Origin of the sequence: Rhizobium sp. N122 (assembly GCF_002211295.1) — a bacterium.
In the GTDB taxonomy this organism is placed as follows: Bacteria; Pseudomonadota; Alphaproteobacteria; order Rhizobiales; family Rhizobiaceae; genus Rhizobium.
This window is the reverse complement of sequence record NZ_LOKU01000043.1, coordinates 1-22,717: the sequence shown is the minus strand read 5'-3', so window position 1 is coordinate 22,717 and position 22,717 is coordinate 1. Positions and strand designations below refer to the sequence as shown.

Annotated in this window: 26 protein-coding genes; 7 read left to right on the top strand and 19 right to left on the bottom strand. The window is 61.9% G+C overall.

What is annotated here, in order from left to right; all coding sequences use genetic code 11:
- Window positions 1–24 precede the first annotated feature (24 nt).
- The 7 genes from aroA to ATY75_RS24605 form a co-directional block, all read right to left on the bottom strand.
- Complete coding sequence (gene aroA / locus ATY75_RS24635) at window positions 25–1,287, bottom strand: 3-phosphoshikimate 1-carboxyvinyltransferase (RefSeq protein ID WP_088939559.1); 1,263 nt, start codon at window positions 1,285–1,287, stop codon at window positions 25–27.
- An 86-nt stretch (window positions 1,288–1,373) separates the two neighbouring features.
- Window positions 1,374–1,925, bottom strand: coding sequence for a LemA family protein (locus ATY75_RS24630; protein ID WP_088939558.1), 552 nt, complete (start codon window positions 1,923–1,925; stop codon window positions 1,374–1,376).
- A gap of 79 nt (window positions 1,926–2,004) precedes the next feature.
- Window positions 2,005–3,753, bottom strand: a complete 1,749-nt coding sequence (locus ATY75_RS24625; protein ID WP_245317626.1) for a DUF2207 domain-containing protein — start codon at window positions 3,751–3,753, stop codon at window positions 2,005–2,007.
- Window positions 3,754–3,972: 219 nt separating this feature from the next.
- Window positions 3,973–4,524, bottom strand: a complete 552-nt coding sequence (locus ATY75_RS24620) for an AAA family ATPase (protein ID WP_088939556.1) — start codon at window positions 4,522–4,524, stop codon at window positions 3,973–3,975.
- Window positions 4,521–5,477, bottom strand: coding sequence for a glycine--tRNA ligase subunit alpha (locus ATY75_RS24615; protein WP_010069596.1), 957 nt, complete (start codon window positions 5,475–5,477; stop codon window positions 4,521–4,523). The genes ATY75_RS24620 and ATY75_RS24615 overlap by 4 nt, the downstream gene beginning before the upstream one ends.
- Before the next feature lie 275 nt (window positions 5,478–5,752).
- Complete coding sequence (locus ATY75_RS24610) at window positions 5,753–5,944, bottom strand: hypothetical protein (protein WP_003584596.1); 192 nt, start codon at window positions 5,942–5,944, stop codon at window positions 5,753–5,755.
- An 18-nt stretch (window positions 5,945–5,962) separates the two neighbouring features.
- Window positions 5,963–6,823 carry a S49 family peptidase gene (locus ATY75_RS24605; protein WP_088939563.1) on the bottom strand — a complete coding sequence of 287 codons (861 nt, stop codon included), beginning with the start codon at window positions 6,821–6,823 and terminating at the stop codon, window positions 5,963–5,965.
- Between the two features lie 198 nt (window positions 6,824–7,021).
- Between ATY75_RS24605 and ATY75_RS24600 the strand changes: the two genes are divergently transcribed.
- Window positions 7,022–8,362, top strand: a complete 1,341-nt coding sequence (locus ATY75_RS24600) for an Nramp family divalent metal transporter (protein WP_064837011.1) — start codon at window positions 7,022–7,024, stop codon at window positions 8,360–8,362.
- A 100-nt stretch (window positions 8,363–8,462) separates the two neighbouring features.
- Here ATY75_RS24600 and ATY75_RS24595 read toward each other — a convergent pair whose 3' ends face one another.
- Together ATY75_RS24595 and ATY75_RS24590 are read right to left on the bottom strand one after the other, a co-directional pair.
- Entirely contained in the window at window positions 8,463–9,260 is a 798-nt protein-coding gene (locus tag ATY75_RS24595; RefSeq protein WP_088939555.1) for a methyltransferase, read from the bottom strand.
- Between the two features lie 6 nt (window positions 9,261–9,266).
- Entirely contained in the window at window positions 9,267–9,494 is a 228-nt protein-coding gene (locus ATY75_RS24590; protein ID WP_088939554.1) for a DUF2007 domain-containing protein, read from the bottom strand.
- A gap of 108 nt (window positions 9,495–9,602) precedes the next feature.
- Between ATY75_RS24590 and ATY75_RS24585 the strand changes: the two genes are divergently transcribed.
- The 4 genes from ATY75_RS24585 to moaB all read left to right on the top strand — a co-directional run bounded on the left by ATY75_RS24585 (window position 9,603) and on the right by moaB (window position 14,099).
- Window positions 9,603–10,619 (top strand): polyprenyl synthetase family protein, encoded by a 1,017-nt coding sequence (locus tag ATY75_RS24585; RefSeq protein ID WP_064837007.1) that lies wholly within the window; start codon window positions 9,603–9,605, stop codon window positions 10,617–10,619.
- Between the two features lie 134 nt (window positions 10,620–10,753).
- The gene (locus tag ATY75_RS24580; RefSeq protein WP_064837005.1) at window positions 10,754–12,586 is read left to right on the top strand and encodes a tetratricopeptide repeat protein; all 1,833 of its coding nucleotides are present in this window, start codon (window positions 10,754–10,756) and stop codon (window positions 12,584–12,586) included.
- A gap of 50 nt (window positions 12,587–12,636) precedes the next feature.
- Complete coding sequence (locus ATY75_RS24575) at window positions 12,637–13,548, top strand: 4-(cytidine 5'-diphospho)-2-C-methyl-D-erythritol kinase (protein ID WP_088939553.1); 912 nt, start codon at window positions 12,637–12,639, stop codon at window positions 13,546–13,548.
- Window positions 13,548–14,099, top strand: coding sequence for a molybdenum cofactor biosynthesis protein B (moaB, locus tag ATY75_RS24570; protein WP_088939552.1), 552 nt, complete (start codon window positions 13,548–13,550; stop codon window positions 14,097–14,099). The genes ATY75_RS24575 and moaB overlap by 1 nt, the downstream gene beginning before the upstream one ends.
- 18 nt (window positions 14,100–14,117) lie before the next feature.
- Here moaB and ATY75_RS24565 read toward each other — a convergent pair whose 3' ends face one another.
- Both ATY75_RS24565 and ATY75_RS24560 read right to left on the bottom strand, forming a co-directional pair.
- The gene (locus ATY75_RS24565) at window positions 14,118–14,432 is read right to left on the bottom strand and encodes a hypothetical protein (protein ID WP_088939551.1); all 315 of its coding nucleotides are present in this window, start codon (window positions 14,430–14,432) and stop codon (window positions 14,118–14,120) included.
- A gap of 394 nt (window positions 14,433–14,826) precedes the next feature.
- A complete protein-coding gene (locus ATY75_RS24560; RefSeq protein WP_088939550.1) occupies window positions 14,827–15,345 on the bottom strand; it encodes a glycosyl transferase in 519 nt (172 codons plus the stop codon).
- 138 nt (window positions 15,346–15,483) lie between these two features.
- Here ATY75_RS24560 and ATY75_RS24555 point away from each other — a divergent pair, with 138 nt between their 5' ends.
- Window positions 15,484–16,641, top strand: coding sequence for a PA0069 family radical SAM protein (locus ATY75_RS24555; protein WP_088939549.1), 1,158 nt, complete (start codon window positions 15,484–15,486; stop codon window positions 16,639–16,641).
- Window positions 16,642–16,651: 10 nt separating this feature from the next.
- Here the strand turns inward: ATY75_RS24555 and ATY75_RS34730 are convergent, their stop codons facing one another.
- Window positions 16,652–16,798, bottom strand: a complete 147-nt coding sequence (locus ATY75_RS34730) for a hypothetical protein (RefSeq protein ID WP_190241418.1) — start codon at window positions 16,796–16,798, stop codon at window positions 16,652–16,654.
- 150 nt (window positions 16,799–16,948) lie between these two features.
- Here ATY75_RS34730 and ATY75_RS24550 point away from each other — a divergent pair, with 150 nt between their 5' ends.
- Entirely contained in the window at window positions 16,949–17,638 is a 690-nt protein-coding gene (locus tag ATY75_RS24550; RefSeq protein WP_064836993.1) for a ribonuclease HII, read from the top strand.
- A gap of 283 nt (window positions 17,639–17,921) precedes the next feature.
- Here the strand turns inward: ATY75_RS24550 and ATY75_RS24545 are convergent, their stop codons facing one another.
- The 7 genes from ATY75_RS24545 to ATY75_RS24515 all read right to left on the bottom strand — a co-directional run.
- Window positions 17,922–18,413 carry a F0F1 ATP synthase subunit B gene (locus tag ATY75_RS24545; protein ID WP_064836991.1) on the bottom strand — a complete coding sequence of 164 codons (492 nt, stop codon included), beginning with the start codon at window positions 18,411–18,413 and terminating at the stop codon, window positions 17,922–17,924.
- Window positions 18,414–18,416: 3 nt separating this feature from the next.
- Complete coding sequence (locus tag ATY75_RS24540) at window positions 18,417–19,040, bottom strand: F0F1 ATP synthase subunit B (RefSeq protein WP_088939548.1); 624 nt, start codon at window positions 19,038–19,040, stop codon at window positions 18,417–18,419.
- Between the two features lie 77 nt (window positions 19,041–19,117).
- Window positions 19,118–19,345 (bottom strand): F0F1 ATP synthase subunit C, encoded by a 228-nt coding sequence (locus ATY75_RS24535; RefSeq protein WP_007632966.1) that lies wholly within the window; start codon window positions 19,343–19,345, stop codon window positions 19,118–19,120.
- A 68-nt stretch (window positions 19,346–19,413) separates the two neighbouring features.
- Entirely contained in the window at window positions 19,414–20,166 is a 753-nt protein-coding gene (locus tag ATY75_RS24530; RefSeq protein WP_064836987.1) for a F0F1 ATP synthase subunit A, read from the bottom strand.
- Window positions 20,167–20,229: 63 nt separating this feature from the next.
- Window positions 20,230–20,568: an AtpZ/AtpI family protein gene (locus tag ATY75_RS24525; RefSeq protein WP_064836985.1), complete on the bottom strand. Its 339-nt coding sequence runs from the start codon at window positions 20,566–20,568 to the stop codon at window positions 20,230–20,232.
- Between the two features lie 271 nt (window positions 20,569–20,839).
- Window positions 20,840–22,087 (bottom strand): cell wall hydrolase, encoded by a 1,248-nt coding sequence (locus tag ATY75_RS24520; protein ID WP_088939547.1) that lies wholly within the window; start codon window positions 22,085–22,087, stop codon window positions 20,840–20,842.
- 169 nt (window positions 22,088–22,256) lie between these two features.
- Window positions 22,257–22,717: KUP/HAK/KT family potassium transporter (locus ATY75_RS24515; RefSeq protein ID WP_190241417.1), on the bottom strand; the 461-nt coding region annotated here is incomplete at its 5' end.

Genomic DNA, 22,717 nt, shown 5'->3' with positions numbered 1-22,717 from the left:
GCCGGCAGCCTCGGCTGCTTCTAGTCAATCCTTGTCCCGATAGGTCACGCCGAGGGCGGCGAGCGTCCGCCAATAGGCGGGGAAGGTCTTGCCGACACAATCGGGATCGAGAATGGTGATGCCGTCGATCTTCAACCCGGCAAGCGCGAAGCTCATGGCGATGCGATGATCGGCGAAGCTGTCGATCTCGGCCGGCAGGCGTTTTCCCGCAAGGGCCGGATCGGACCTTACGATCAGATCGTCGCCCTCTTCACGGGCAAGGCCGGGAAGGATGCGGTTGAGGCCGGAGGAAAGCGCCCGGATGCGGTCGCATTCCTTGACGCGCAGGTTGGCGATACCGACGAAGCGGACCGGCGTCGCGTTGAAGGCGGCGAGCACGGCCAGCGTCGGAACCGCGTCCTGCATCTGCGAACCGTCGATTTCGGCGGGCAGCTGCGGAAAACGGGCGATCATGTCGTAGGCGCGGGCATCCGGCTGCGAAAAGGCGTCGGCGGGAACACCGAGATCGATCGCGCCGCCGGTCAGCACTTCGGCGGCCCAGAGATAGGTCGCAGCCGAAGCATCGGGCTCAACGATGAAGTCGGCGGCGCTGTAGCCGGTCGGCTCGACGCGCCAGGTGACGGGGCTGGTCTTTTCGACCTTGGCGCCGAAGGCCTTCATCGCCGCCGTGGTCAGATCGATGTAACCGAGCGCGCCGATATCCTCGCCGACGAGTTCGATATCGACCGGCCGGTCGCCGCCGGCCGCCATCATCAGCAGCGCCGAGACATACTGGCTGGAGAGGCCGCCATCGATGCGGATGCGGTCGGCCTGGAAGCGGCCGGTGCCTTTGACGGTGACCGGCGGGCAGCCGGTTTCCGATGTCGCGTCGATGCCGAGCGTGCGCATCGCCTCGACCAGCGGGCCGATCGGGCGCTTGCGCATATGTTCGTCGCCATCGACGATCACCGTGCCATCGACCAAGGCGGCGGCCGCCGTCAGGAAGCGCGTCGCCGTGCCGGCATTGCCGAGGAAGAGCGGCGCCTTCGGCGGCTGGAGCCTGCCGCTGCCGGTGACGACGAAGGTGGTGTCGTCGGGTTCGTCGATCGCAACGCCCATGGCGCGCAGCGCATCGGCCATATAGCGCGTATCGTCGCTTTTCAGCGCCCCGGTCAGCCGGCTCGTGCCCTTGGCGAGGCCGGCGAGCAGCAGCGCCCGATTGGTGATCGACTTGGAGCCTGGCGGCATGGCGCGGCCCGAAAGCGGCCTGCCGGGCGGGATGATCGTGAGTTTGGCTGTGGGTGTCATGTCGTTTCTTCCATGGAGCGACCATTGCCGGCCGCAATCTGCCCTTGCTCTTAATCGCTTTCTTGCAAAGGCAAAATGCCGGATCGTCAGAATTTGACGCTGGGAACGGCGCGATCGGCCTCGTTGGTGATTTCGAAATAGTCCCGCTTGGCAAAACCGAACTGGCCGGCGACGAGATTGGAGGGGAAGCTTTCGACCTTGACGTTGAGGTCGCGGGCCGCACCGTTGTAATAACGCCGCGCCATCTGCAGCTCGCCTTCCATGGTTTCGAGCGAGGCCTGCAGTTCGGCAAAATTCTGGTTGGCCTTGAGATCGGGATAGGCCTCGGCCAGCGCGATGACACGCCCGAGCGCCTGGCCGAGCAGCCCCTCCGCCTGCGCCCTGCCAGCGACATCGCCGGATGGCACGGCCTGCGCCTTGTTGCGGAGCGCAACCACCTCTTCGAGCGTCGACTTTTCGTGGGCGGCATAACCCTTGACCGTCTCGATCAGGTTCGGGATCAGATCGGCGCGGCGCTTGAGCTGCACGTCGATGCCCGACCAGGCTTCTTCAGCCATCTGCCGGGAACGAACCAGGCCGTTGTAGATGAAGACGACGTAGAGCGCGATGACGACGATAATTGCGAGTATGACATACATGCAGGCGGGCTCCCCGATTTGATGAACGCAGGTTAGTGATTCGGCATGGGAAAGTCATCTTGGCGTTTTCACCGCCGCTCTAAGAACTGCTCCGCCAATCCGGAGCATAGGCATCTATCTTTTCGCTTTCTCGCCACAGGTTGAATTGTTCCGTCCAGCGTTTTTCGACATCAAGTGCGATGGCGAATGGCAGATAGTGCTCGTAGCATTCGACGGACATTGCCGGACCATTTATCTCGCCGCGAAAATAACGATCCAAATCGAGGATTTTATTGCGGATCTGCCGCTGCTTCGACGTTGGCATGCGCAGCATCGCCAAGACGGCGATAATGCCGGCAATGTGCAGCAAGATCGCTACCAGATATGGCCACTGCTCGCTGATCACCTCAGTCGTGCCGATATAGACAAGTGCAATAATCGCCATCGCCGGAAGCGCCACAAACAAACTGATCGCCTGCTTGAACTGCTCGGAGGTGCCGGTGGCCACGGGAAACCGCTCTGGATGGCGAAGCATTGCCACAACTGAAAAAAGAATGAACAATAGCCCGCAGATGGCGGTGGAATAGATAAATAGGCCCGAAAAATAGGCGACGGCGCCGCAAAGAGCCAGAACAACCGCCGAAGTGGTCAGCACTGCTCGATCTACGCCACCTCTGACTTTCCGATATTCCTCAGCGACTGTCTGGTGCAGGTCACGTTCGAAACCATACAGGGCATATGCGACCTTGCGCCGACCATCGACTGGACGCTCTCCTTCAATTCGACCAAATACCGAACGCGTCACAGCCGGAAGACCATACCATCTGGCGCGCGCCACTTTGCCCTTCTTGCGCACTTGCCTTGCAGACAAATCCGTCGCTTCAGCATTCTCACCAAGGCTGGAAATGCGAAGCATTCTTTTCATTGCGAGATGACAGACAGACGCCATGAAGGCTGCCTTTGCAGCACCCGGCTTCCAGTTACAAAACACATAGGCAGCTAAAGCAGGCGATAGGCTCTCCGTCTCCTTGCTGTCGACAGCAATTGAAGATGCAGGCAATCGCCAGCCCCACCATCGAATGAGGACAAACAAACCGGCGATGAGCAGTCCAAGAATGCTTATGAATGGGAGAAAGTGATCGGAGAGCCACCACTGTACCCGCTTGCCGCTCGTGACGATCACAAAGGTCCCTGCTGGATATTCGATCTCGATATCAGGCAGGACGCGATCCTCTTTACCTGCTGGGATAGACACCAAGAGCTCATTCGATGCGCTCCGCATGATGTCATAGGCCACCGCCCGATTCTGTTGCGCGGGCCGTAACGTTCCGCCCGGCGGCAGCCTCAAGGTAAGCGTTTTTTTCGCTCCCTGGCCGTGCACGCGGCCCATATAGGCCGGCAGGAAGAGAATCTCGCGGTCGCCTTCCTGACGAACGAGGCGTCCGAGCCAATAAGCGATCTGGATCTTTGTAAGGCCGGTGGGCAGATCTGCAGAGCAGCCTTTGCAATGCTCCGCTCCGATATAAATCGAGTGGCCCGGCACATTATTTTCCCGGGAATAGTATTCGTCTTGTCCGTCACGCCGGGCTGCGGCCAGTTTGAAATCTCGCCAGTGAGCACCACCTGACGCATCGGTGAAACGTTGAGGGATGTCAACGTAAACGCCGCCGTAATTTGCCGCCCTCTTGACCAGGATGTCGAAACTTTCGGACACGAAGGCGGTGCCGTCGGTGGACACTTCGATCGTGGTGTTTGCCGACCGGACGGCGAACTCATTGTCAAAATCGCTGCACGAGGTCAGCAGGACAAGAACTGCGCATGGTGTCAGCCATGATAGCAGCTGCGGCACACGGGCTGCGCAGTTTTCAAACGCGATTTTAAAATAAAGAATACCGCTCTTCAAAAGACAGACCGAATCTATACCTGATCGAAACAGCGATAAGATAGTGGTCGAGCGGTTCGCGTAAAAGAAGCGCAGTCGCGGAAGCGGTGATTTTTTCGAGGTGCTTTTACGCCGACTCTTTCGAGAAACTGACGCGGCCGGCGTCGGTGAGCGTCCCGGCTGTCGTCAAACACCGATCTGCGCGAGAATTCGGGCCGCCGTCTCTTCCGGCGAGAGCTTCGTCGTATCAATTTCGACGGTGTGTTCAGGCAGTCCGCGCAACAGTTTATAAGTAGCCCGGAGCTGTTGCAGCCTCGCCGGATCCGTCAGCTTGAGCGCCTCCGATCGGCCCGGCGAAACGAGACGCCTGGCATTCTCCTCCGGCGCGCAATCGAGGAGAACCGCGACCAGATCCGCGCCTCTGGCGGCCGCCAGATCGGGATACCAGGAGAACATCGCACGATCATGCTCGTCATCCGCAAGAGCATCGGTAAAGACGAAGCTTTCAGCCGGATCGGCGCGCACGGCATGGTCGAAAACCGCTCGCCGAACCTGCTCACGCGGCGATGCATGCAGAGGGTTGCTACGGGCGAAAAGAGCTTCGGCCGGATTAAGCAGCATGTGATTGTCGATGAGCCGCGCGCCGAGCTTTTTCGCCAGCAAGCGGCCGATAGTCAGCTTCCCGGTGCCTGGCCAGCCGTTGATATGGACGATACGGCTGGCAGGTTTCTGCGTCACGCCGCCTCTTTGCCCAGATTGACGCCGCCGGCATCGGTCAGCAGGAAGGCTTCGCCGCAGGCTTTGGCGAGGGTTCGTACGCGCAGGATATAGCTCTGCCGCTCGGTGACCGAGATGACGCCGCGGGCGTCGAGCAGGTTGAAGACGTGGCTCGCCTTGATGCACTGGTCATAGGCCGGGAAGACGCATTTGTGCAGGCGCTGGTTGGCGTTGTCGCCGGGAGCGCCGGCATCGAGCAGCGCCCGGCATTCCTTCTCGGCATCGACGAAGTGGCGATGCAGCATCTCGGTATTGGCGAATTCGAAATTGTGACGCGAATATTCCTGCTCGGCCTGCAGGAAGACGTCGCCATAGCTGATCTTCTCGTCGCCCTCGCGGCCGTTGAAGTTCAGGTCGTAGACATTGTCGACGCCCTGGACATACATGGCGAGGCGTTCGAGGCCATAGGTTAGTTCGCCGGCGACGGGTGCGCATTCGATGCCGCAGACCTGCTGGAAATAGGTGAACTGCGAGACTTCCATGCCGTCGCACCAGCACTCCCAGCCAAGGCCCCAGGCGCCGAGCGTCGGGCTTTCCCAGTCGTCCTCGACGAAGCGGATGTCGTGCAGCAGCGGATCGAGGCCGATCGCCGCCAATGAGCCGAGATAGAGTTCCTGCAGATTGGGCGGGTTCGGCTTCAGGATCACCTGGTACTGATAATAATGCTGCAGCCGGTTCGGGTTTTCGCCATAGCGGCCGTCCGACGGGCGCCGCGACGGCTGGACATAGGCGGCCTTCCACGGCTTGGGGCCGAGGGCACGCAGCGTGGTGGCCGGGTGGAAGGTGCCGGCGCCGACTTCCATGTCATAGGGCTGCAGCACCGCGCAACCCTTGTCCGCCCAGTAGCTATGCAGGGTCAGGATCAGCGCCTGGAAGGAGCGCTTCGGGTTCATATGGTCTGGGATGGCTGACATGAAACGGCACCGATTGCGTGGGGATTATCGGCGCGACAGGTGCCATGGAGGGCGGCGAGGGTCAAGGGTTTTGCGGCGATCGCGAGATCTAAGACCCCTCCCCAACCCCTCCCCACAAGGGGGAGGGACTAACCCGGAGCGCGCCCCTCGCTCCTCCCGAAACGTCGAATATCTGAAACGCGGGTGCGGCAAGTTAAGCCCCTCCCCCTTGTGGGGAGGGGTTGGGGAGGGGTGTGGGATGCGGATGGGGCAGAGCCGTGGCGAGGCCCTTAATTTTATTCCTCATCCCGCTTCAGCCGGTATTCCCCGGTCACGGGATCCTTGACCAGCGTGCCGATCGCGCCGGTCTGGCGTTCCTTTTCGGCGCGGCGGGATTTTTCGGCGAGCTTGCGGGCATCGGAGACGAAGCGGCGGTAGAGCCACCAGGCCGAGAAGACCAGGACCAGGATGGTGATAAGCTGCGCCATGTCCCTCTGTTGCTCCCCTCAAAGCCCGAAACGGCTCCACAATGCTCTTTCTTCGGCCGCTTCGACAAGCCCTGTCGCAAGACCCGATGCCGCCGCTTCGAACGAAACCGGCGACACACCCGGAATTCGGCGGCCGAACAGGCCGCGGCCTGCGGTGACGAGCTCCAGCTTGGTCTTCTGGCCGTAACGCCGCTTCAACTCCTGGCGCATGTCGCCGAGACCGTCGACGAGGCCGAGTTCGAGGCCGCGGGTGCCGCTCCAGAACAGGCCCGAGAAGACCGCGGCATCGTCCCTCAGCTTGCCGGCGCGGCGCTCCCGCACCATCGAGATGAAGACCTGATGGATTTCGAGCTGCAGGCTCTTCAGATATTCGATGTCCTTTTCCTTTTCCGGCTGGAACGGATCGAGGATCACCTTGTTTTCGCCGGCGGTATAGACACGGCGCTCGACACCGATCTTCTTCAGGAGTTCGGGAAAACCGAAACCGCCGGAGACGACGCCGATCGAACCGACGATCGAGGTGGCGTCGGCAATAATCTCGTCGCCGGCGAGCGCAATCATATAACCGCCTGAGGCGGCGACGTCCTCGACGAAGACCAGCACCTTCTTCTGCTTCTCGCGGGCGAGCTCGCGAATGCGGGTGAAGATCAGCCGGGACTGGACGGGCGAGCCGCCCGGTGAATTGATCGAGATGGCGACCGCCGGCGCATCCTTCATGGCGAAGGCCTTTTCCAGAACCGGGGCGACATTGGCGAGATTGAGGGCCGGCCGAAACGGGCCGCCGCCGCTGACGATCGCCCCTTGCAGCCGGACGACCGGAATGGTGATGCCGTCCTTGCGGAACCGTTTCGGCAGCAGCTTTCTCAACAATCCGGCCATTTCCAATCCTTCGTTTCGGGTCGTCCCGATCGTCAATCCGCGATCGGCATCCATGTATGCGCTGGAACGACAAACGCAATGGCCGCGTTCTCGAAAACATTAGGCCTTAAAACATCGGATGGATTTTGTTGTTGCGAATGACTTGCATTATCATTCTAATCCGGCATAGTGCAGTTGAGATAAACAGGTGGAAATCGCATGGACGCCCTGAACCCGAATGCCACAAGCGGCTGGCGGCACGAACGCGGCGAGGCGTCGCTATCGGACGTCTACCGCACCGTCGGAACCGGACGTCACAGCTCCAGATGGCGGCGGGCGGCGGCTTTCGCCGGGCCGGGCTATATGGTCGCCGTCGGCTACATGGACCCCGGCAATTGGGCGACCTCGCTCGCCGGCGGCTCGAAATTCGGCTATGCGCTGCTCACCGTGGCGCTGCTTTCCAACCTGATGGCGATCGTGCTGCAATCGCTCTGCGCCCGGCTGGCGATCGCCTCGGGCCGCGACCTCGCGCAGGCCTGCCGCGACGCCTTTCCGAAATGGGTTTCGGTGCCGCTCTGGGCCTTTGCCGAAATCGCCATCATCGCCACCGATATCGCCGAGGTGATCGGCACGGCGATCGGTCTCAACCTCTTGATGGGCATCCCGCTCGAACTCGGCGTGCTGATCACCGCGCTCGATGTCTTCGTCATTCTCTTCCTGCAGAAGCTCGGCTTCCGCTGGGTCGAGGCCTTCATCATCGCGCTGCTCGGCGTCATCGCGGTCTGCTTCGGCGTGCAGATCCTGCTTGCCGACCCGCAATGGGGCGCCGTCGTCACTGGCTTCTTCCCGACGACCGAGATCGTCACCAATCCGGAGATGCTCTATCTGGCGCTCGGCATTCTCGGCGCGACCGTCATGCCGCACAATCTCTACCTTCACTCCGGCATCGTCCAGACGCGGGCCTATGGCCACACCGTTCCCGAAAAGAAGGAGGCGCTGACCTATGCGACGATCGACTCGACGGTGGCACTCTGCTTCGCGCTGCTGATCAACGCCTCGATCCTGATCCTGGCGGCAGCCGCCTTCAATGCGCATGGCAAGACCGATGTCGTCGAACTCGGCGACGCCTATTCGCTGCTGTCGCCGCTGCTCGGTCTCGCCATCGCGCCGACGCTGTTCGGTATCGCGCTTCTCTGCTGCGGCCTCAACTCGACGGTGACGGCAACGCTGGCCGGCCAGATCGTCATGGAAGGCTTCCTGAAGATCCGGCTGAAGCCGTGGATGCGCCGACTGATCACCCGCGCCATCGCCATCGTGCCGGCGGCAATCGTTACCATCTGGTATGGCGACAAGGGCACGGCCGAGCTTTTGATCCTCACCCAGGTGGTGCTCAGCCTGCAGCTTTCCTTCGCCGTCTTCCCGCTGGTGATGTTCACCGCCAGCAAGGCCAAGATGGGCGAACTCGTGGCACCCCGCTGGCTGAGCGGCATCGCCTATCTGATCGCGGTGGTGATTGCCGGGCTGAACGTCAAGCTGCTCTTCGACTTCGTCACCGGCTAGAACAGGATGATTTTAGGCCCGGCGGCCTAAAATCTGAATCCTGTTCTAAATTAAAGAGTTGAGCATGATGTCGTCGGAAAACCGCTCACACTTTTCGGCATCATGCTCTAGCTGCTGGGGATCGAAGCCTGGCATAGGCCGCCCGGCCATTGTTGAAATCATCGACGAGAGGGGAGAACTTGTGGCTGCCCTCTTCATGCATGATGAGGGCCGCGCGTAGCGACAGCCGCGCCCGCGAGCCCTTGATACCCGTCACCAGGATACGCACGGCGCTTTCACCGGGGCGCGGATGGATGGCGGTGATTTCGATGCCTCCGAAGCGCCGTCCGCAGGCGGTAACGATCTCGGCGATCGATTCGGGTCTGGCGATCAGCGACAATTGCCCGCCGGGGATCATGATCGCGCCCGCCGTGCGGATCCAGCTTTCAAACAGACCGTCAGTCATCGCATGGGCCTCGGCCTTCAGCGCATCGGGCGTGCGCCGGTCGCCGGCGTCGTTGAAGGGCGGGTTCATGATGACGTGGTGGAAACTCTCATCGATGAGGCCGGCATCGTTGCGTGCCTTGGCGGTCAGCGTCACATCGGCCTCGACGACACTGAGGCGGGCGGCAAGATGGGCATTTTCCGGCAGGAGAATGCTGCGGCGGGCATAATCGGCCATTTCGGCCGACCGCTCGAACAGCACCACCTCAGCATCGGCAAGCCGCGAGGCGACGGCCAGACCGGCCGCACCGGCACCGGCGCCGAGATCGGCGACCCTGACGGCGCGATCATCGGCAACGAGAGCGGCCAGCAGCATCGCATCCATGCCGGCGCGATGGCCCCTGCCCTTCGGCTGCACCAGGTGGAAGGCGCCGCGATGAAAGGCATCGATGGTTTGGCCAGGCTCGCCGGTCATCCCCGCTCACGTCCTGTCGCGCAATTCGCCGCCGAGACCGGCGTCGATCAGGATGCGGCGGGCCCGATCGGCCATCTCCTCATCCACCAGCAGGCGGCGCGGCAGCATGCCGAGCGAACCTTCCAGCACGCTCATGCCCTGATCGGCGATGAAGCAGTGAATTCCGGCATCCTTCATCAAGCTCTCGGCAAAGGACAGCAGAACGGGGTCGTTGGCGCGGATAAGTTCATGCATTTGCCGTCGTTTTCCTTCCAATTTCGCCCTGCGCGACAATTCACCCCTTGCCGCGTCCATCGCCCCTTTCTATTGTCAGATGCAAAGAATGAACAGGAGTCCGGGTCGTTGGGCGTGGTGATACCGCTTGAAGAAAGCAAAAACAAACTGGCATCCATCAAGCCATTGGTCGATCTCACCAGGGCGGATATGGAGCGGGTGAACCAGCTCATTCTGTCCAAGGCCGGCTCCGACGTGCAGATGATCCCCGAAGTGGCGAACCATCTGATCTCCTCAGGCGGCAAACGGCTGCGGCCGATGCTGACGCTGGCGGCCGCCTCGCTGTTCGACTATCGCGGCGAAAACCACATCAAGCTCGCCACCTCGGTCGAGTTCATGCACACGGCAACGCTGCTGCATGACGATGTCGTCGACGAAAGCGACCTGCGCCGCGGCAAATCGACGGCGCGGATGATCTGGGGCAACCAGGCAAGCGTGCTGGTCGGCGACTTCCTGCTCGGTCAGGCCTTCCGCATGATGGTCGATGTCGGCTCGCTCGATGCGCTCGACGTCCTGTCTTCCGCCGCCTGCATCATCGCCGAAGGCGAAGTGCTGCAGCTTTCCGTCGCCAAGAACATGGAGACGACCGAGGACGATTATCTCTCCGTCATCCGCGCCAAGACGGCGGCACTGTTTGCCGCCGCCGCGGAAGTCGGGCCGATCGTCGCCGAAGCCGGCAAATCCGGCCGCAACGCGCTGAAATCCTACGGCATGAATCTGGGGCTCGCCTTCCAGCTGGTCGACGACGCGCTCGACTACGGCGGCAAGGCCGCCGATCTCGGCAAGAATGTCGGCGACGATTTCCGCGAAGGCAAGATCACCCTGCCCGTCATCCTTGCCTATCGCCGCGGTACCGAGGACGAGCGCGCCTTCTGGCGTGATGCGATCGAAGCCGGCAACAGCACCGACGCCAACCTCGAAAAAGCGCTGGGACTGATCACCAAATACGGCACGCTTGCCGACACGATCGGCCGGGCGATCCATTACGGCACGATCGCAAGGGACGCGCTTGCGCCTCTTCCCGATACGGTATGGAAATCCTCCCTGATGGAAGTGATCGACTTCTGTATCGAGCGCGTCAATTGATCAAACGTCCTTGATCGCAGGCTGAATTTCTTGCGGCGGCGCTTCAAAAAAGCCATCCTGTTGTGAATCAGTGAGCACAACTGATTTTTGCGACCGGCACCATTGTCGGGACGCTGTCGAAGAAAGGTTTCCTAATGCGGCAGAGATTTGCCATCCGTCTTCTTACGAGCGCAGCGCTTGCCGCTGTCCTTTCGCTCAGCGGTGTCGGCGGCGTGAATGCCGAGGATGCGGCCAAGCCGGGCGATGCGGAGAAGACCGATAGCTTCAATGCCGATAGCGTTACCACCTTCTCCGGCGCCTTCCTTGCGGCGCGCACCGCCGATGTCGATCACGACTATGAAACGGCGATCGAACTCTATGAGAAGGCGCTGCAGATCGAGCCCGGCAATCCCGAGATCCGCCAGCGGCTGATGATCTCGCTGCTGCTCAACGGCGACATCAAGGAAGGTGTCAAATATGCCAACGACCTGAAGGGCGATCCTTCCGTCGAGCGCATCACCACGATCGTGCGCGGCATGGATGCCATGCGCCGCGACGACTACAAGAGCGCCGAGGCCATCCTGAAATATAAGGGGCCGAACGATCTCGACCGGATGATGAACGACCTGCTGCTCGCCTGGGCCCGCGTCGGCGCCGGCCGCGGCAAGGAGGCGCTTGCCATGGTCGAGAAGATGAAGGGGCCGGACTGGGTCCGCATCTTCCAGAATTACAATGCCGGCGCCATCGCCATCGCCACCGGCGACGTGAAATCCGCCCGAAAGCATCTGAACGATGCCGTGCTCGACAAGGAAGGCGGGGCGACGGCGCCCGATACCTTCATGCGCGCGGTGATGGCGCTTGCCCGCCTCGAAGCGGCACAAGGCAACAAGCAGAAGGCGCTCGACGCCGTTTCCGTCGGCGACAATCTGCTGCCGAACTATGCGCCGCTGAACGCGCTGCGCGACAGTATCGAAAAGGATGAGAAACAGGAGCAGCAGGTCAAGACGGCCGAAGAAGGCGCTGCCGGCGTGCTGTTTTCGGTCGGCGGCGCGCTGAACCGCGACGGCGCCGAGGACATCGTTTCGCTTTACCTGCAGACCGCCAATGCGCTCGACCCGAACAGCGCCGATACGCTGGTGCTGCTCGGCGGCATCGCCGAGAAGCAGAACCAGATGGACCGCGCCATCGCGCTCTACAAGAAGGTGCCGGAGAATTCGCCGATGCGGCGCATCTCCGAGCTGCAGCTCGGCCTCGCCCTTGCCCAGGGCGGCAAGGTGGACGAGGCACGCAAACACCTGCAGGCGCTGATCGCCTCCGACCCGAAGGATATCCGCAGCTACCTCGCCTATGGCAGCGTGCTCTCCGACGCCAAGGACTACGAGGCGATGGCCGCCAATTACGACAAGGCGGTCGAAGCGATCGGTCCCATTGCCGGCCGTGCCAACTGGAGCGTCTTCTTCCAACGGGGCATTGCCTATGAGCGGCTGAAGAAGTGGGACCAGGCGGAGCCGAATTTCCGCAAGGCGCTGGAACTCAATCCCGACCAGCCGCAGGTGCTGAACTATCTCGGCTATTCCTGGATCGACATGAACCGCAACCTCGACGAAGGCCTCGCCATGATCAAGAAGGCCGTCGACCTTCGCCCCGACGATGGCTACATCATCGATTCGCTCGGCTGGGCCTATTTCCGCCTCAACCGTTTCGACGACGCCGTCGACGAGCTGGAGCGGGCGGCCCAGATCAAGGCCGGCGACGCGACGATCAACGACCATCTCGGCGACGCCTACTGGCGCGTCGGCCGCAAGCTCGAGGCCGTCTATCAGTGGAACCGGGCGCTTGCCTCCGAACCTGAGGCTGCCGAGATCCCGAAGATCAAGGACAAGGTCGCCAATGGCCTGCCTGCCGTCAGCGACGACGCCAAGGCGGCCGACAAGAAGCAGCCGGATCCGGCGCCCGTCACCCCGCCGCCGGTCGACAAGAAATCCTGACGAGCATGCCTGAAGAGGGCCTCGCCGAGGGTGAATTCAAGAAATAAAGCATGATGTCATCCGAAAACCGCTCACACTTTTCGGCATCATGCTTCGGCGTCATGGAAGCGGCGCGCGCGAAGATCAACCTCGCTTTGCATGTGACGGGCCAGCGGGCAGATGGCTATCATCTGCTCGATATGCTGGTGACCTTCGCCGATTGCGGCGACCGGCTGGGCTTCCTGCCGTCACAGGCCGACGCCTTCACCCTGTCGGGCCGTTTCGGCGAGACGCTTGCCGGCGATGGCGGCACCAATCTGGTGCTGCGGGCACGCGATCTCTTGCGCGAGGCGGTCGGCGCCCTCGCCTTCCCCGTCCATATCCACCTGGAAAAGAACCTGCCTGTTGCCGCCGGCATCGGCGGCGGCTCGGCCGATGCGGCCGCGGCGCTGCGCGGGCTGATGCGGCTCTGGGGCATGAGCCTGCCACCGGAGGCGCTCGCCGGCATGGCGCTGCAGCTCGGCGCCGATGTGCCGATGTGTCTTGAGAGCCGGCCGCTGATTGCCCGCGGCATCGGCGAAGAGATCGCAGCCGTGCCTGATCTGCCGGCCTTTGCCATGGTGCTCGCCAATCCGTTGAAAGGGGTGTCGACACCCGAGGTTTTCCGCCGGCTGGCGGCAAAGAACAATCCGGCTCTGAGCCTCGCTCCGGCTCTTGCCGGGAGTGCCGACTGGCTTGACGTGATAGCTGCTGCCCGCAACGACCTGGAGCCGCCGGCGCGCGAGCTGATGCCGGAGATTGCGGTCATCTCGGCGATGCTGCGGGCGCGCGGCGCTTTGTTCACCCGCATGTCCGGCTCCGGCGCCACCTGTTTCGGCATCTTTGCGAGCATGGCGGCGGCGCAAGATGCGGCGACAGCTCTTCACGACGAGCGGCCCGACTGGTATTTCCAGGCGACGGAAACCGTTTCGGGAGGCAAGTGATGGCAGGACTGGACGAAAAGCGGCCCTTCATCGCCGTCGGCATTGCGATCCTCACCGTCTCGGATACGCGCACGCCGGAGACGGACAAGTCAGGCGACACACTGGCAGAGCGGATCGCGGAAGCAGGCCACCGGCTGATCGACCGCGCGATCGAGCCGGACGACCGCGAAAAAATCGCCGCACGGGTGAAGGCCTGGACCGAGCGGGATGAGATCGACGTCGTCATCACCACAGGCGGCACCGGATTTACCGGCCGCGATGTGACGCCCGAGGCGCTGGAGCCTTTGTTCGAAAAGCGCATGGATGGCTTTTCCGCCGTCTTCCACCGTATTTCCTATGAGAAGATCGGCACGGCGACGATCCAGTCTCGCGCCACGGCCGGCGTCGCCAACGCCACTTTCATCTTTGCGCTGCCGGGCTCGCCCGGCGCCTGCCGGGATGCCTGGGACGGCATTCTGAAAGGGCAGCTCGACTACCGCAGCGTTCCCTGCAATTTCGTCGAGATCATGCCGCGCCTGGACGAGCATCTTAAGCGCGGCGCGACAAAATAGGCGGCCTAACCCGGCCCGCTAGGTGGCAAGGCCCGGCAGAGCCGGCATCGTTTCCCAGCTGTCACCCGACAGCAGGATGCAGCTGATGCCGTGGACATCCGTGACGACGAGTGTCCAGGTTCCGCTTTCGGCGGCATAGACCTCGAGAACGGCGTTCTGGTTGACCAGTCCGACCGCTGTCAGCTTTTCAGCGAAGTTCTTGTCGAGGAAATTGACGACATCGGATCGGCCTGCGCAACTGAGCATCGTCTGCGATGCTGCCGAATGCGGATGCGCGATCACCAATGTCGGCAATATGACCGCCAGCAGGCCGTAAACCATATTGCGTACCATGACGCACCTCCTTTCGCCGGGAACCCGGCAGAAGAGGAGATTGTCGCCGACCTGTTCTGCCGTCCACCGGCATTCATGGCCATCCGTTGCGAAGCGAGGCGCTTCGACGGCGCCATGGGTGAATTATAGCGCGAAATCCTATTGGGCGCCATCTTTGCGCGATGATGGAGGATGTTTCACCTGGTGAAAACCCCTCCCCAACCCCTCCCCACAAGGGGGAGGGGCTAAGCTGTGGTGTCCGGCGGCGACCAAAAGCAGAGGACTTGCTGGCTGTTACCGTTCACCGGATTGATACGATAGAGTTTATGTGAAGCGGTGCGGCATCTTAGTCCCTCCCCCTTGTGGGGAGGGTTTTTGGGCGGTCCGAACCGGCCAGCCGTGGATGACGGAAAGCTTACCGAGCAACGCGCGCCACCCAGGAAGGAATCAATTCACTGGCCAGCTTGCGCGGCTTCTGACCCTTGGCGAATTCGGCAAGGGCCATGCCGCTTTGGGCGGCGGCGAGCGCCTGGTTCTTCGGCATCAGCAGACCGAGCTCCAGCGGCGGCGTCGCCCGGCCGACGCGCTGGAAAAACGGGCGCCGATAGCCACGCGAGGCGCTGAAGCGCGCCGGCAGCTTGTTGAGCGCCATATATTCGGCGATCTCGTCGATCCAGCCGGCCTGGGGCCGGGCGCCCGGCTCGATAAAGAGCAGCCATTCTCCGCGGGCGGAGCGGAGGATGTCCTTGATATCCCATTGTAAAAGAAACCGGCAGCCGGCGGCGTCGGCGACCCGCGAGGTGCCGTCGCGCGATCCATGATCGAGCACGATCACATCGCTGACGAGCCCCTCCACGGCACCTGCCACCAATACCGATAGAGTTTGGGCCAGCTCAGATTCCTGATCCCGGCATTCGAGAACAACCGTCAACATTGGTCATTCATAATGCGCCGCACAAATTTTTGCCAGCGGCGTTTTCCGTATTTTGTTCTTGCATTGTTCTTATTTTGCGGATAGGAATTTAATCATCAAAACGGGCGGAAGCGATGGCTTTTGCCGCGGGAGAATCCGATGAGAGAGCAGTCCCTGGCAGGGCAGGCCGCATTCGCGCCTGCCAATACGGCAGATATTGCCGATGCGATGATCGTGTCCTCCGGCCTGAGGATCGAGGTCGACCGGCGCCGCGGGCGCGGGGCGGGATTGAACCCGTCAGGACGGTTCGAGGCGCTCCAGCGCGAGACCTTCGACGACGGCTGGCAGACGCTGGAAGAGCTTCCGCCGTTCAAGACGGACGTGCAGATCGAGAAACCGCGCACGGCCATCACCCGCAACGAATCGCCCGACATCGGCTTCGACCGTTCGATCAATCCCTATCGCGGCTGCGAGCATGGCTGCATCTATTGTTTCGCCCGGCCGACGCATGCCTATATGGGTCTTTCGGCGGGGCTCGATTTCGAGACGAAGCTGTTTGCCAAGCCGGATGCGGCAAAACTGCTGGAGCGCGAACTTGCCAAGCCGGGTTACAAGGCGCGGGCGATCGCGATCGGAACCAATACCGACCCCTATCAGCCGGTCGAGAAGGAATGGCGCATCATGCGCGGCATTCTCGAGGTGTTGAACAAGGCGAATCATCCGGTCTCGATCGTCACCAAGTCAGCGATGATCCTGCGCGATCTCGACATTCTGCAGGAGATGGCGGCGAAGAACCTGGTGCGTGTCGGTATCTCCGTGACCACGCTCGACCGCAAGCTTGCCCGGACGATGGAACCGCGCGCCGCGACGCCGCCGCGGCGGCTGGAGACCATTCACACGCTGTCGGAAGCGGGCATCCAAACGGCTGTGATGGCTGCGCCGCTGATCCCGGCGCTGAACGATCATGAGCTGGAGCGCATCCTCGAATCGGCCAAGGCGGCCGGCGCCGCCGAGGCGAGCTATGTCATCCTGAGACTGCCGCTCGAGGTCAGCCCGCTCTTCCGCGACTGGCTGCTGCAGCATTATCCCGATCGCTACCGGCATGTGATGTCGCTGGTGCGCTCGATGCGCGGCGGCAAGGATTACGATGCCGAATTCGGCAAGCGCATGAAGGGCGCCGGTCCCTATGCCTGGCAGATCGCCCGGCGCTTTGAAATGGCCGCCAGGCGTTTCGGCCTGACGCGGCGCGGCATGCCGCTGCGCGACGATCTGTTCGTGCCGCCGGATGGCAGCGGCGTGCAGCTGTCGCTGCTCTAGGCTTTGTTCTTTAAGCAATTCTTGGCAAAAGCGCTTCGCGCTTTGCCTGGGGAAAACCGCGCCGCAGTTTTCCTGGAATTGTTTTTTTGACTTTTTGCGCAATTCCGGATGGAAAATGGTGCCGCGCTTTTCCAGGAATTGCTTGAAGCTTGCGCATCGGCTGCTCAGAAAAACCGCCCTGTTTTCGAGCCCCGAGCGCAATTCCCGCGGATGGCACCGACCGCCACCATCCGCCGGACCCGGTCCCCGACCGCCGCCCTGATCGGGGACTTGCGGGCAATCGGGTTGGCGTGCGAGGTTCAGCCGCATGAGACCTCGCACGCCACCCGATTCTCCCCAGCTTTTCCAAGCGGCTCCCCTGGTGCCGGACTTCCGGCTGGAGCTCAAGGCCCGCAAGGCCGGCCACTGGCCGGTCGCCGGCGCCGACGAGGCAGGCCGGGGGCCGCTGGCCGGGCCTGTTGTCGCGGCCGCCGTCATCCTCGACCCAAAGCGCATCCCGGAGGGTCTGAACGATTCCAAGCAGCTTTCGGCGCAGCGGCGCGAGGAACTGTTCGCGCAGATCCTGGCGACCGCCACGGTTTCGATCGCCTCCTCCAGCTCGACGCGCATCGACGAGACGGATATCCGCAAAGCGAGTCTCGACGCCATGCGTCGCGCCATCTGCAGCCTCGCCATACCGGCAAGCTACGTGCTGACCGACGGGCTCGACGTGCCGCCCGGCCTCGATTGCCCCGGGCAGGCTGTCGTCAAGGGCGATGCCCGCTCGGTCTCGATCGCCGCCGCCTCGATCGTCGCCAAGGTCACACGCGACCGGATGATGGCGCGCGCGCATCACGTCTTTCCGGATTACGGCTTTGCCGCCCATGTCGGCTACGGCACGGCGCAGCACCGCGCCGGCATCGAAAAGCTCGGCCCCTGCTCCCTGCACCGGATGAGCTTTCGGCCGCTGCGCAAGGTCGAGGGCGGTCCTGAGATGGACGAACTGATTTCGGAATAGGTCTGCGGCAACGAAATGGTCTTTGCGCTCTGGCGCCGAGAGCCTGCCCCTCATCCGCCTGCCGGCACCTTCTCCCCGTAAACGGGGCGAAGGGATATGCCGCAACCTCTCGGCCCTCACCCACCTCTCGCAGGGCACGTCCCCTCGCCCCGTTTACGGGGAGAGGGTTAGGGTGAGGGGCAGTCTTCAAGCCGGCGCGCGCACGGCTCGGATTTCATAAAAAGAACCATCAACAAGAAAAGGCCGGGACATGCCCGGCCTTTCCAATTCCATTCGATACCGCTCAGTTGAGCCGCGTCTTGACCTGGCCGACGGCATTGCCGAAGAGCTCGGACTGGACCTTGGCATCAGCCTGCTTGACGAGCACCGTTTCAGCGGCAGCGATTGCGAGATCGACGGCGGCGGAACGGACCGCCTTCATCGCCTCGGCCTCTGCCTGCTTGATCTTCTGCTCGGAAAGCGCCGTGCGGTTGGCGACGAATTCTTCCGTCTTCTTCTTTGCTTCAGTGGTCAGCATTTCGGCTTCGCGCTCGGCGGCGGCAACGATATGGGCCGCTTCGGCTTCCGCTTCCTTGCGCTTGCGCTGGTATTCGGCGAGCAGGTGCTGGGCCTCCTCGCGCAGGCGCTTGGCTTCAGCCAGTTCGTTGCGGATCTGGTCGGCGCGGTCGTCGAGGGAGCGCGCCATCATGCCCGGAACCTTCAGGTAAACGACCAGCGCCAGGAACAGGACGAGGCCGACAAAGGCGAAGAAAGTCGCGTCAAAGGCAAATTCCATCGATCACGCCTCCTTCTTGGCGGCTGCAACGGCAGCGGCGACATCGGCCTTGGCGACGGAGCCGCCGATCAGCTGATCGACCACGGCAGCCGCGGTTTCCTCGGCAATAGTGCCGACGTCGGCGAAAGCCTTGGCCTTGATCTCGCCGATGCGGAGCTCGGCAGCCTTGATCTTTTCAGACAGGCTTGCCTCGACAGCGCGGCGATCTTCCTCAGCCTTGGCTTTGGCGGCGTCGCGGGCAGCGGCGCCGATCGCGTTGGACTTGGCGCGGGCAGCGGCCAGTTCACCTTCATAGGTCTGGACGGCAGCGTCGGCTTCCGCCTTCAGGCGGCCGGCTTCTTCCAGATCCTGGGAGATGCGCGTGTGACGCTGATCGAGGATCGTCCCGATGCGCGGCGCGATGACCTTTTGCATGAGCAAATAGAAGACGCCGAACGTGATCACCAGCCAGAGCAGCTGGGATGCGAAGGTCGTCGAATCGAAAGGCGGGAAAGGGCCGCGGGCGTGTTCGCCTCCGGCAACACCAGTCTCGGTATGGACCTCGCCTGCGGCCGGAGCGGCATGCGCATCCGTACCCGTCGCTGCCGCCGGTGCTTCTTCAGCGTAAGCCGGGGTCACAAAAAACATGCTCACCTCCAGGTGGACTGCAAATGCAAAGGATCACGGCTTGCGGTCGCAGGCCGTGATCCATCTATTCACCGATATCAGACGGCGAAGAGGAGGAGGAGAGCGATGAGCAGCGAGAAGATGCCCAGAGCTTCCGTAACGGCGAAGCCGAATACCAGACGGCCGAACTGGCTGTCAGCGGCAGACGGATTGCGCAGTGCGCCGGAGAGGTAGCTGCCGAAAATATTGCCGAGGCCGAGAGCCGTACCGGCCATACCAAAGCAAGCCAGGCCTGCACCGATGTACTTTGCTGCTTCCGCTTCCATGTTGAACTCCTTTGAAATGGTTGTTGCGGCGAATGACTGACGCCCTGGAGACGTCGATGTCGTTATCCTTAGTGCCCGCCCGGATGGATTGCGTCGTTGAGGTACATGCAAGTCAGCACCGCAAAGACGTAAGCCTGAAGGAAGGCGACGAGGAACTCGAGACCGGTCAGGGCGACGGTCATGATGAGGGGAAGAACGGCACCGCCGACGCCGAGAGCACCCAGGGTTCCGAGCGAGGCGACGAAGCCTGCGAACACCTTGAGGGTAATGTGACCGGCGAGCATGTTGGCGAAGAGACGAACCGAGAGCGAAATCGGACGCGACAGGAAGGAGATGATTTCGATCGCCACCACCAGCGGCAGCAGCGCGCCCGGCACGCCGTGCGGCACGAAGAGATTGAGGAAGCCGAAGCCATGCTTATAGAAGCCGTAGACGACGACGGTGCCGATGACGAGCAAAGCGAGGGCGAAGGTAACGATGATCTGGCTCGTCACCGTGAAGAAATACGGGAACATGCCGAGCAGGTTCGCCGTCAGCACGAACATGAAGAGCGAGAAGACCAGCGGGAAGAATTTCATTCCCTGCTTGCCGGCGCCTTCCTTCAGCATGTTGGCGATGAATTCATAGGACATTTCCGCAATCGACTGCGAACGGCCCGGAACGATGGCGCGATTCGAGGTGGCGAAATAGAGGAAGCCGACGGCAACGGCAGCCGAAGCGGCCATGAAAAGCGATGCATTGGTGAACGAAAAATCAATTCCGCCGATTTCGATCGGCACAATCTTATGGATCAGGAACTGATGAGTCGGATCGTTAGACACCGCTTGTTCTCTCTCTTTGGCCCGCAGGACGCGGGGTCATTGCACTGGACCGGGAACCGGTCCTTATTTCTTGCCGTCCTTGTCGTCCAGGGGATGGGCCACCACCCCCGCAGAACGCAGCACGTTCAGAACGCCGGCACAGAATCCGAGAAGCAGAAGAACAATCATCCCCCAAGGCGCCGTGCCAACAAAACGGTCGAAGACATAGCCAAGGACGGCGCCGACGACGATTGCGGAAATGAACTCGCTGGAAAGCTTCATCGCCTGGGCATAACCTTTGCGGCTTACCTCGGAACGGGCTTCGCTTGCCTCTTCCACTTTCGCCTCCACGCGCTTGGTCGCGAGTTTCGCTTCCAGTTGCGCACGGCGCTTCTCAAGACTTTCTTCGCGGTCGTCCGCCATGGATCTCTCCTCGCCTGCCCGTCGCCCGCACTCCCGCTACCCCGGTCATTCGGACCCCGGACGCGAAGGTTGAAACCCTTCCGGCCCGTTCTGAAGTCGCGCGCAACATAGTTTTAGGGATTGGTATAGTCAAGGCGTAGGCAGCTTCTGTCCAGCCAGAAAATAACGACACCAAATCAAATAGATAGGCCGATTTATGGCCGATCTGTTAAATTCGATGGAAAGAATCCGCTTTTAAGCCCGGCAAATCGGCTTGCCCAAGCGATTTATCTCAGCTCCAGCCGCCGCCATAGGTGCGATAGAAGACGTGGAGACCGATACGGCCGACCTTCTCCATGGTCTTTGCCCATTTCGGTCTGACATAGACGGCATGGTAATGAGTCGCCGAGCCCACCTGCGGCAGCCAGATCTTGCCTGATGTCACCGCCATCGCCACATCGCGGGCCATCCGCCAGTGATATTCGGAGTTCACCCTGTCCTTGATGCTGTCGCAGGCGAAGGAAAACTGGCAGCGGTTGCGCCAATCCTCGTTCTGGTAGACGACCCCGCAGATGGTTTTCGGATAGGCGGGATTGCGGACGCGGTTAAGGATGACCTGGGCGACGGCGGCCTGGCCCTTCACCGATTCTCCGCGTGCTTCGAAATAAATGCCGGAGGCAAGGCACTGCTGTTCGCGGGCGGAAAAGACGCTCGGCGCCAAGATGCTGGCGGCCCATGCATGGTCGCGCGGACCGATCTCCGGCACGAAGCGGCCGTTGTTCTGCTCGGTCAGGATCGAATCAAAGGGTGACTGGCGGGAATAGTCGGGTGCCGCCGGCCCATAAGCAGTGGCAAGAACATCGGCCGTGTCGCTGGTGACGAGGCTTGCCAACATGGCCGGCACGCCACGATCGGTCACCACCGGCTGCTTCCTATAGAAAGATGTGGCGATCTCGATTTCTTTGCCCTGGATCTTCGGCTTGACGAAGGCCGAGCGGTCCTTGAGATCGAAGCTCGGGGTAAACAGCATCTTCGTGCGCTCGAGGATCGAGCCGGCGGAAAAATCCTTCGGCGGCTGCATCTTCTCGACAGCGACGACCCGGCCCTTCTTGGCGCCGCGGTTGACACGATCCTCGTCGGGCGTGTCCTCCTGGCTCTTGTCCTTGGCGGTACCCTTGTCCTCGGCAGTGTCCTTATCCATGGCAGAGAAAGCGACCTTGCGGCCATCCGGCAGCACCATGCCGGCGCCCGACAAGACCGAGCCCGTCACGTCAGGATCGGCGAAAGCCAGTTCGGCCTGATGAATGGAGCCGGCCGGCGAATTGGTCAGCACCATGCGCCAGTTCTCCCCCTTCCGGTCGAGACCGGCCAGCATGGCGGCGAGATCGGCATGAGACGCGACGCTCGGGAAGATCAGCCAGCCGGTGAGCCCGAAGATAGCGGGCGACACCCAATTCTCGGGAAAAAGACGCAGCTTGCTACGGGAAGAGCTCTTTCGACGCAACACCAACTCCGGCAATGGAACGCGGGAACATTCCATCGAAAATCTCTCATTAACCTTGACGTTGGGTTAACGGGGCGTGCCGGAATGTGGCTATGCGTAGTTCTGCATGTTCTAATGTGGCTGAAAAATGCTGAGTGTCTGCGCCCTTGCAAAGTCCCCTCCCCCTTGTGGGGAGGGGTTTGGGGCGGGGCCTTTGACCCACCCGTCAAATAATCACATGCGACCCCAGTTCCACCACGCGGTTAGCCGGCAGGCGGAAGTAGTCCGAGGGGTTGGCGGCGGCGTTGGCAAGGGCGATGTAGAGCCGGTCCTGCCAGTAAGGCATGCCAGACTTGGCGTCCGGCACCAGCTTGCGGCGGCCGAGATAGAAGGAGGTCGACATGATGTCGAACTTCAGTCCGGTCTTGCGCAGCGTCGCCAGGGCCTGCGAAACATTCTGCGATTCCATGAAGCCGAACAGCAGCTCGACGCGGGAGAAGCGCTCGGAAATCTGCTCGACCTTGTAGCGGTCCTGGCTCGCCACGCGCGGCTTGTTGACGGTGCGGATCGTCAGGATGACGTTGCGGTCGTGAAGCACATGGTTGTGCTTGAGATTGTGCAGCAAGGCGGCAGGCGCCGATTCCGGATCGCTGGTCAGGAAGATCGCGGTGCCCGGAACCTGGGCCG

Coding starts and splice junctions, on each gene's coding strand:
- aroA (WP_088939559.1), bottom strand. CDS start 1,287: ATGACACCCACAGCCAAACTCACGATCATCCCGCCCGGCAGGCCGCTT.
- ATY75_RS24630 (WP_088939558.1), bottom strand. CDS start 1,925: ATGTATGTCATACTCGCAATTATCGTCGTCATCGCGCTCTACGTCGTC.
- ATY75_RS24615 (WP_010069596.1), bottom strand. CDS start 5,477: ATGTCAGCCATCCCAGACCATATGAACCCGAAGCGCTCCTTCCAGGCG.
- ATY75_RS24610 (WP_003584596.1), bottom strand. CDS start 5,944: ATGGCGCAGCTTATCACCATCCTGGTCCTGGTCTTCTCGGCCTGGTGG.
- ATY75_RS24605 (WP_088939563.1), bottom strand. CDS start 6,823: ATGGCCGGATTGTTGAGAAAGCTGCTGCCGAAACGGTTCCGCAAGGAC.
- ATY75_RS24600 (WP_064837011.1), top strand. CDS start 7,022: ATGGACGCCCTGAACCCGAATGCCACAAGCGGCTGGCGGCACGAACGC.
- ATY75_RS24595 (WP_088939555.1), bottom strand. CDS start 9,260: ATGACCGGCGAGCCTGGCCAAACCATCGATGCCTTTCATCGCGGCGCC.
- ATY75_RS24590 (WP_088939554.1), bottom strand. CDS start 9,494: ATGCATGAACTTATCCGCGCCAACGACCCCGTTCTGCTGTCCTTTGCC.
- ATY75_RS24580 (WP_064837005.1), top strand. CDS start 10,754: ATGCGGCAGAGATTTGCCATCCGTCTTCTTACGAGCGCAGCGCTTGCC.
- ATY75_RS24575 (WP_088939553.1), top strand. CDS start 12,637: ATGATGTCATCCGAAAACCGCTCACACTTTTCGGCATCATGCTTCGGC.
- moaB (WP_088939552.1), top strand. CDS start 13,548: ATGGCAGGACTGGACGAAAAGCGGCCCTTCATCGCCGTCGGCATTGCG.
- ATY75_RS24565 (WP_088939551.1), bottom strand. CDS start 14,432: ATGGTACGCAATATGGTTTACGGCCTGCTGGCGGTCATATTGCCGACA.
- ATY75_RS24560 (WP_088939550.1), bottom strand. CDS start 15,345: ATGTTGACGGTTGTTCTCGAATGCCGGGATCAGGAATCTGAGCTGGCC.
- ATY75_RS24555 (WP_088939549.1), top strand. CDS start 15,484: ATGAGAGAGCAGTCCCTGGCAGGGCAGGCCGCATTCGCGCCTGCCAAT.
- ATY75_RS34730 (WP_190241418.1), bottom strand. CDS start 16,798: ATGCGCAAGCTTCAAGCAATTCCTGGAAAAGCGCGGCACCATTTTCCA.
- ATY75_RS24550 (WP_064836993.1), top strand. CDS start 16,949: ATGAGACCTCGCACGCCACCCGATTCTCCCCAGCTTTTCCAAGCGGCT.
- ATY75_RS24545 (WP_064836991.1), bottom strand. CDS start 18,413: ATGGAATTTGCCTTTGACGCGACTTTCTTCGCCTTTGTCGGCCTCGTC.
- ATY75_RS24540 (WP_088939548.1), bottom strand. CDS start 19,040: ATGTTTTTTGTGACCCCGGCTTACGCTGAAGAAGCACCGGCGGCAGCG.
- ATY75_RS24535 (WP_007632966.1), bottom strand. CDS start 19,345: ATGGAAGCGGAAGCAGCAAAGTACATCGGTGCAGGCCTGGCTTGCTTT.
- ATY75_RS24525 (WP_064836985.1), bottom strand. CDS start 20,568: ATGGCGGACGACCGCGAAGAAAGTCTTGAGAAGCGCCGTGCGCAACTG.
- ATY75_RS24520 (WP_088939547.1), bottom strand. CDS start 22,087: ATGGAATGTTCCCGCGTTCCATTGCCGGAGTTGGTGTTGCGTCGAAAG.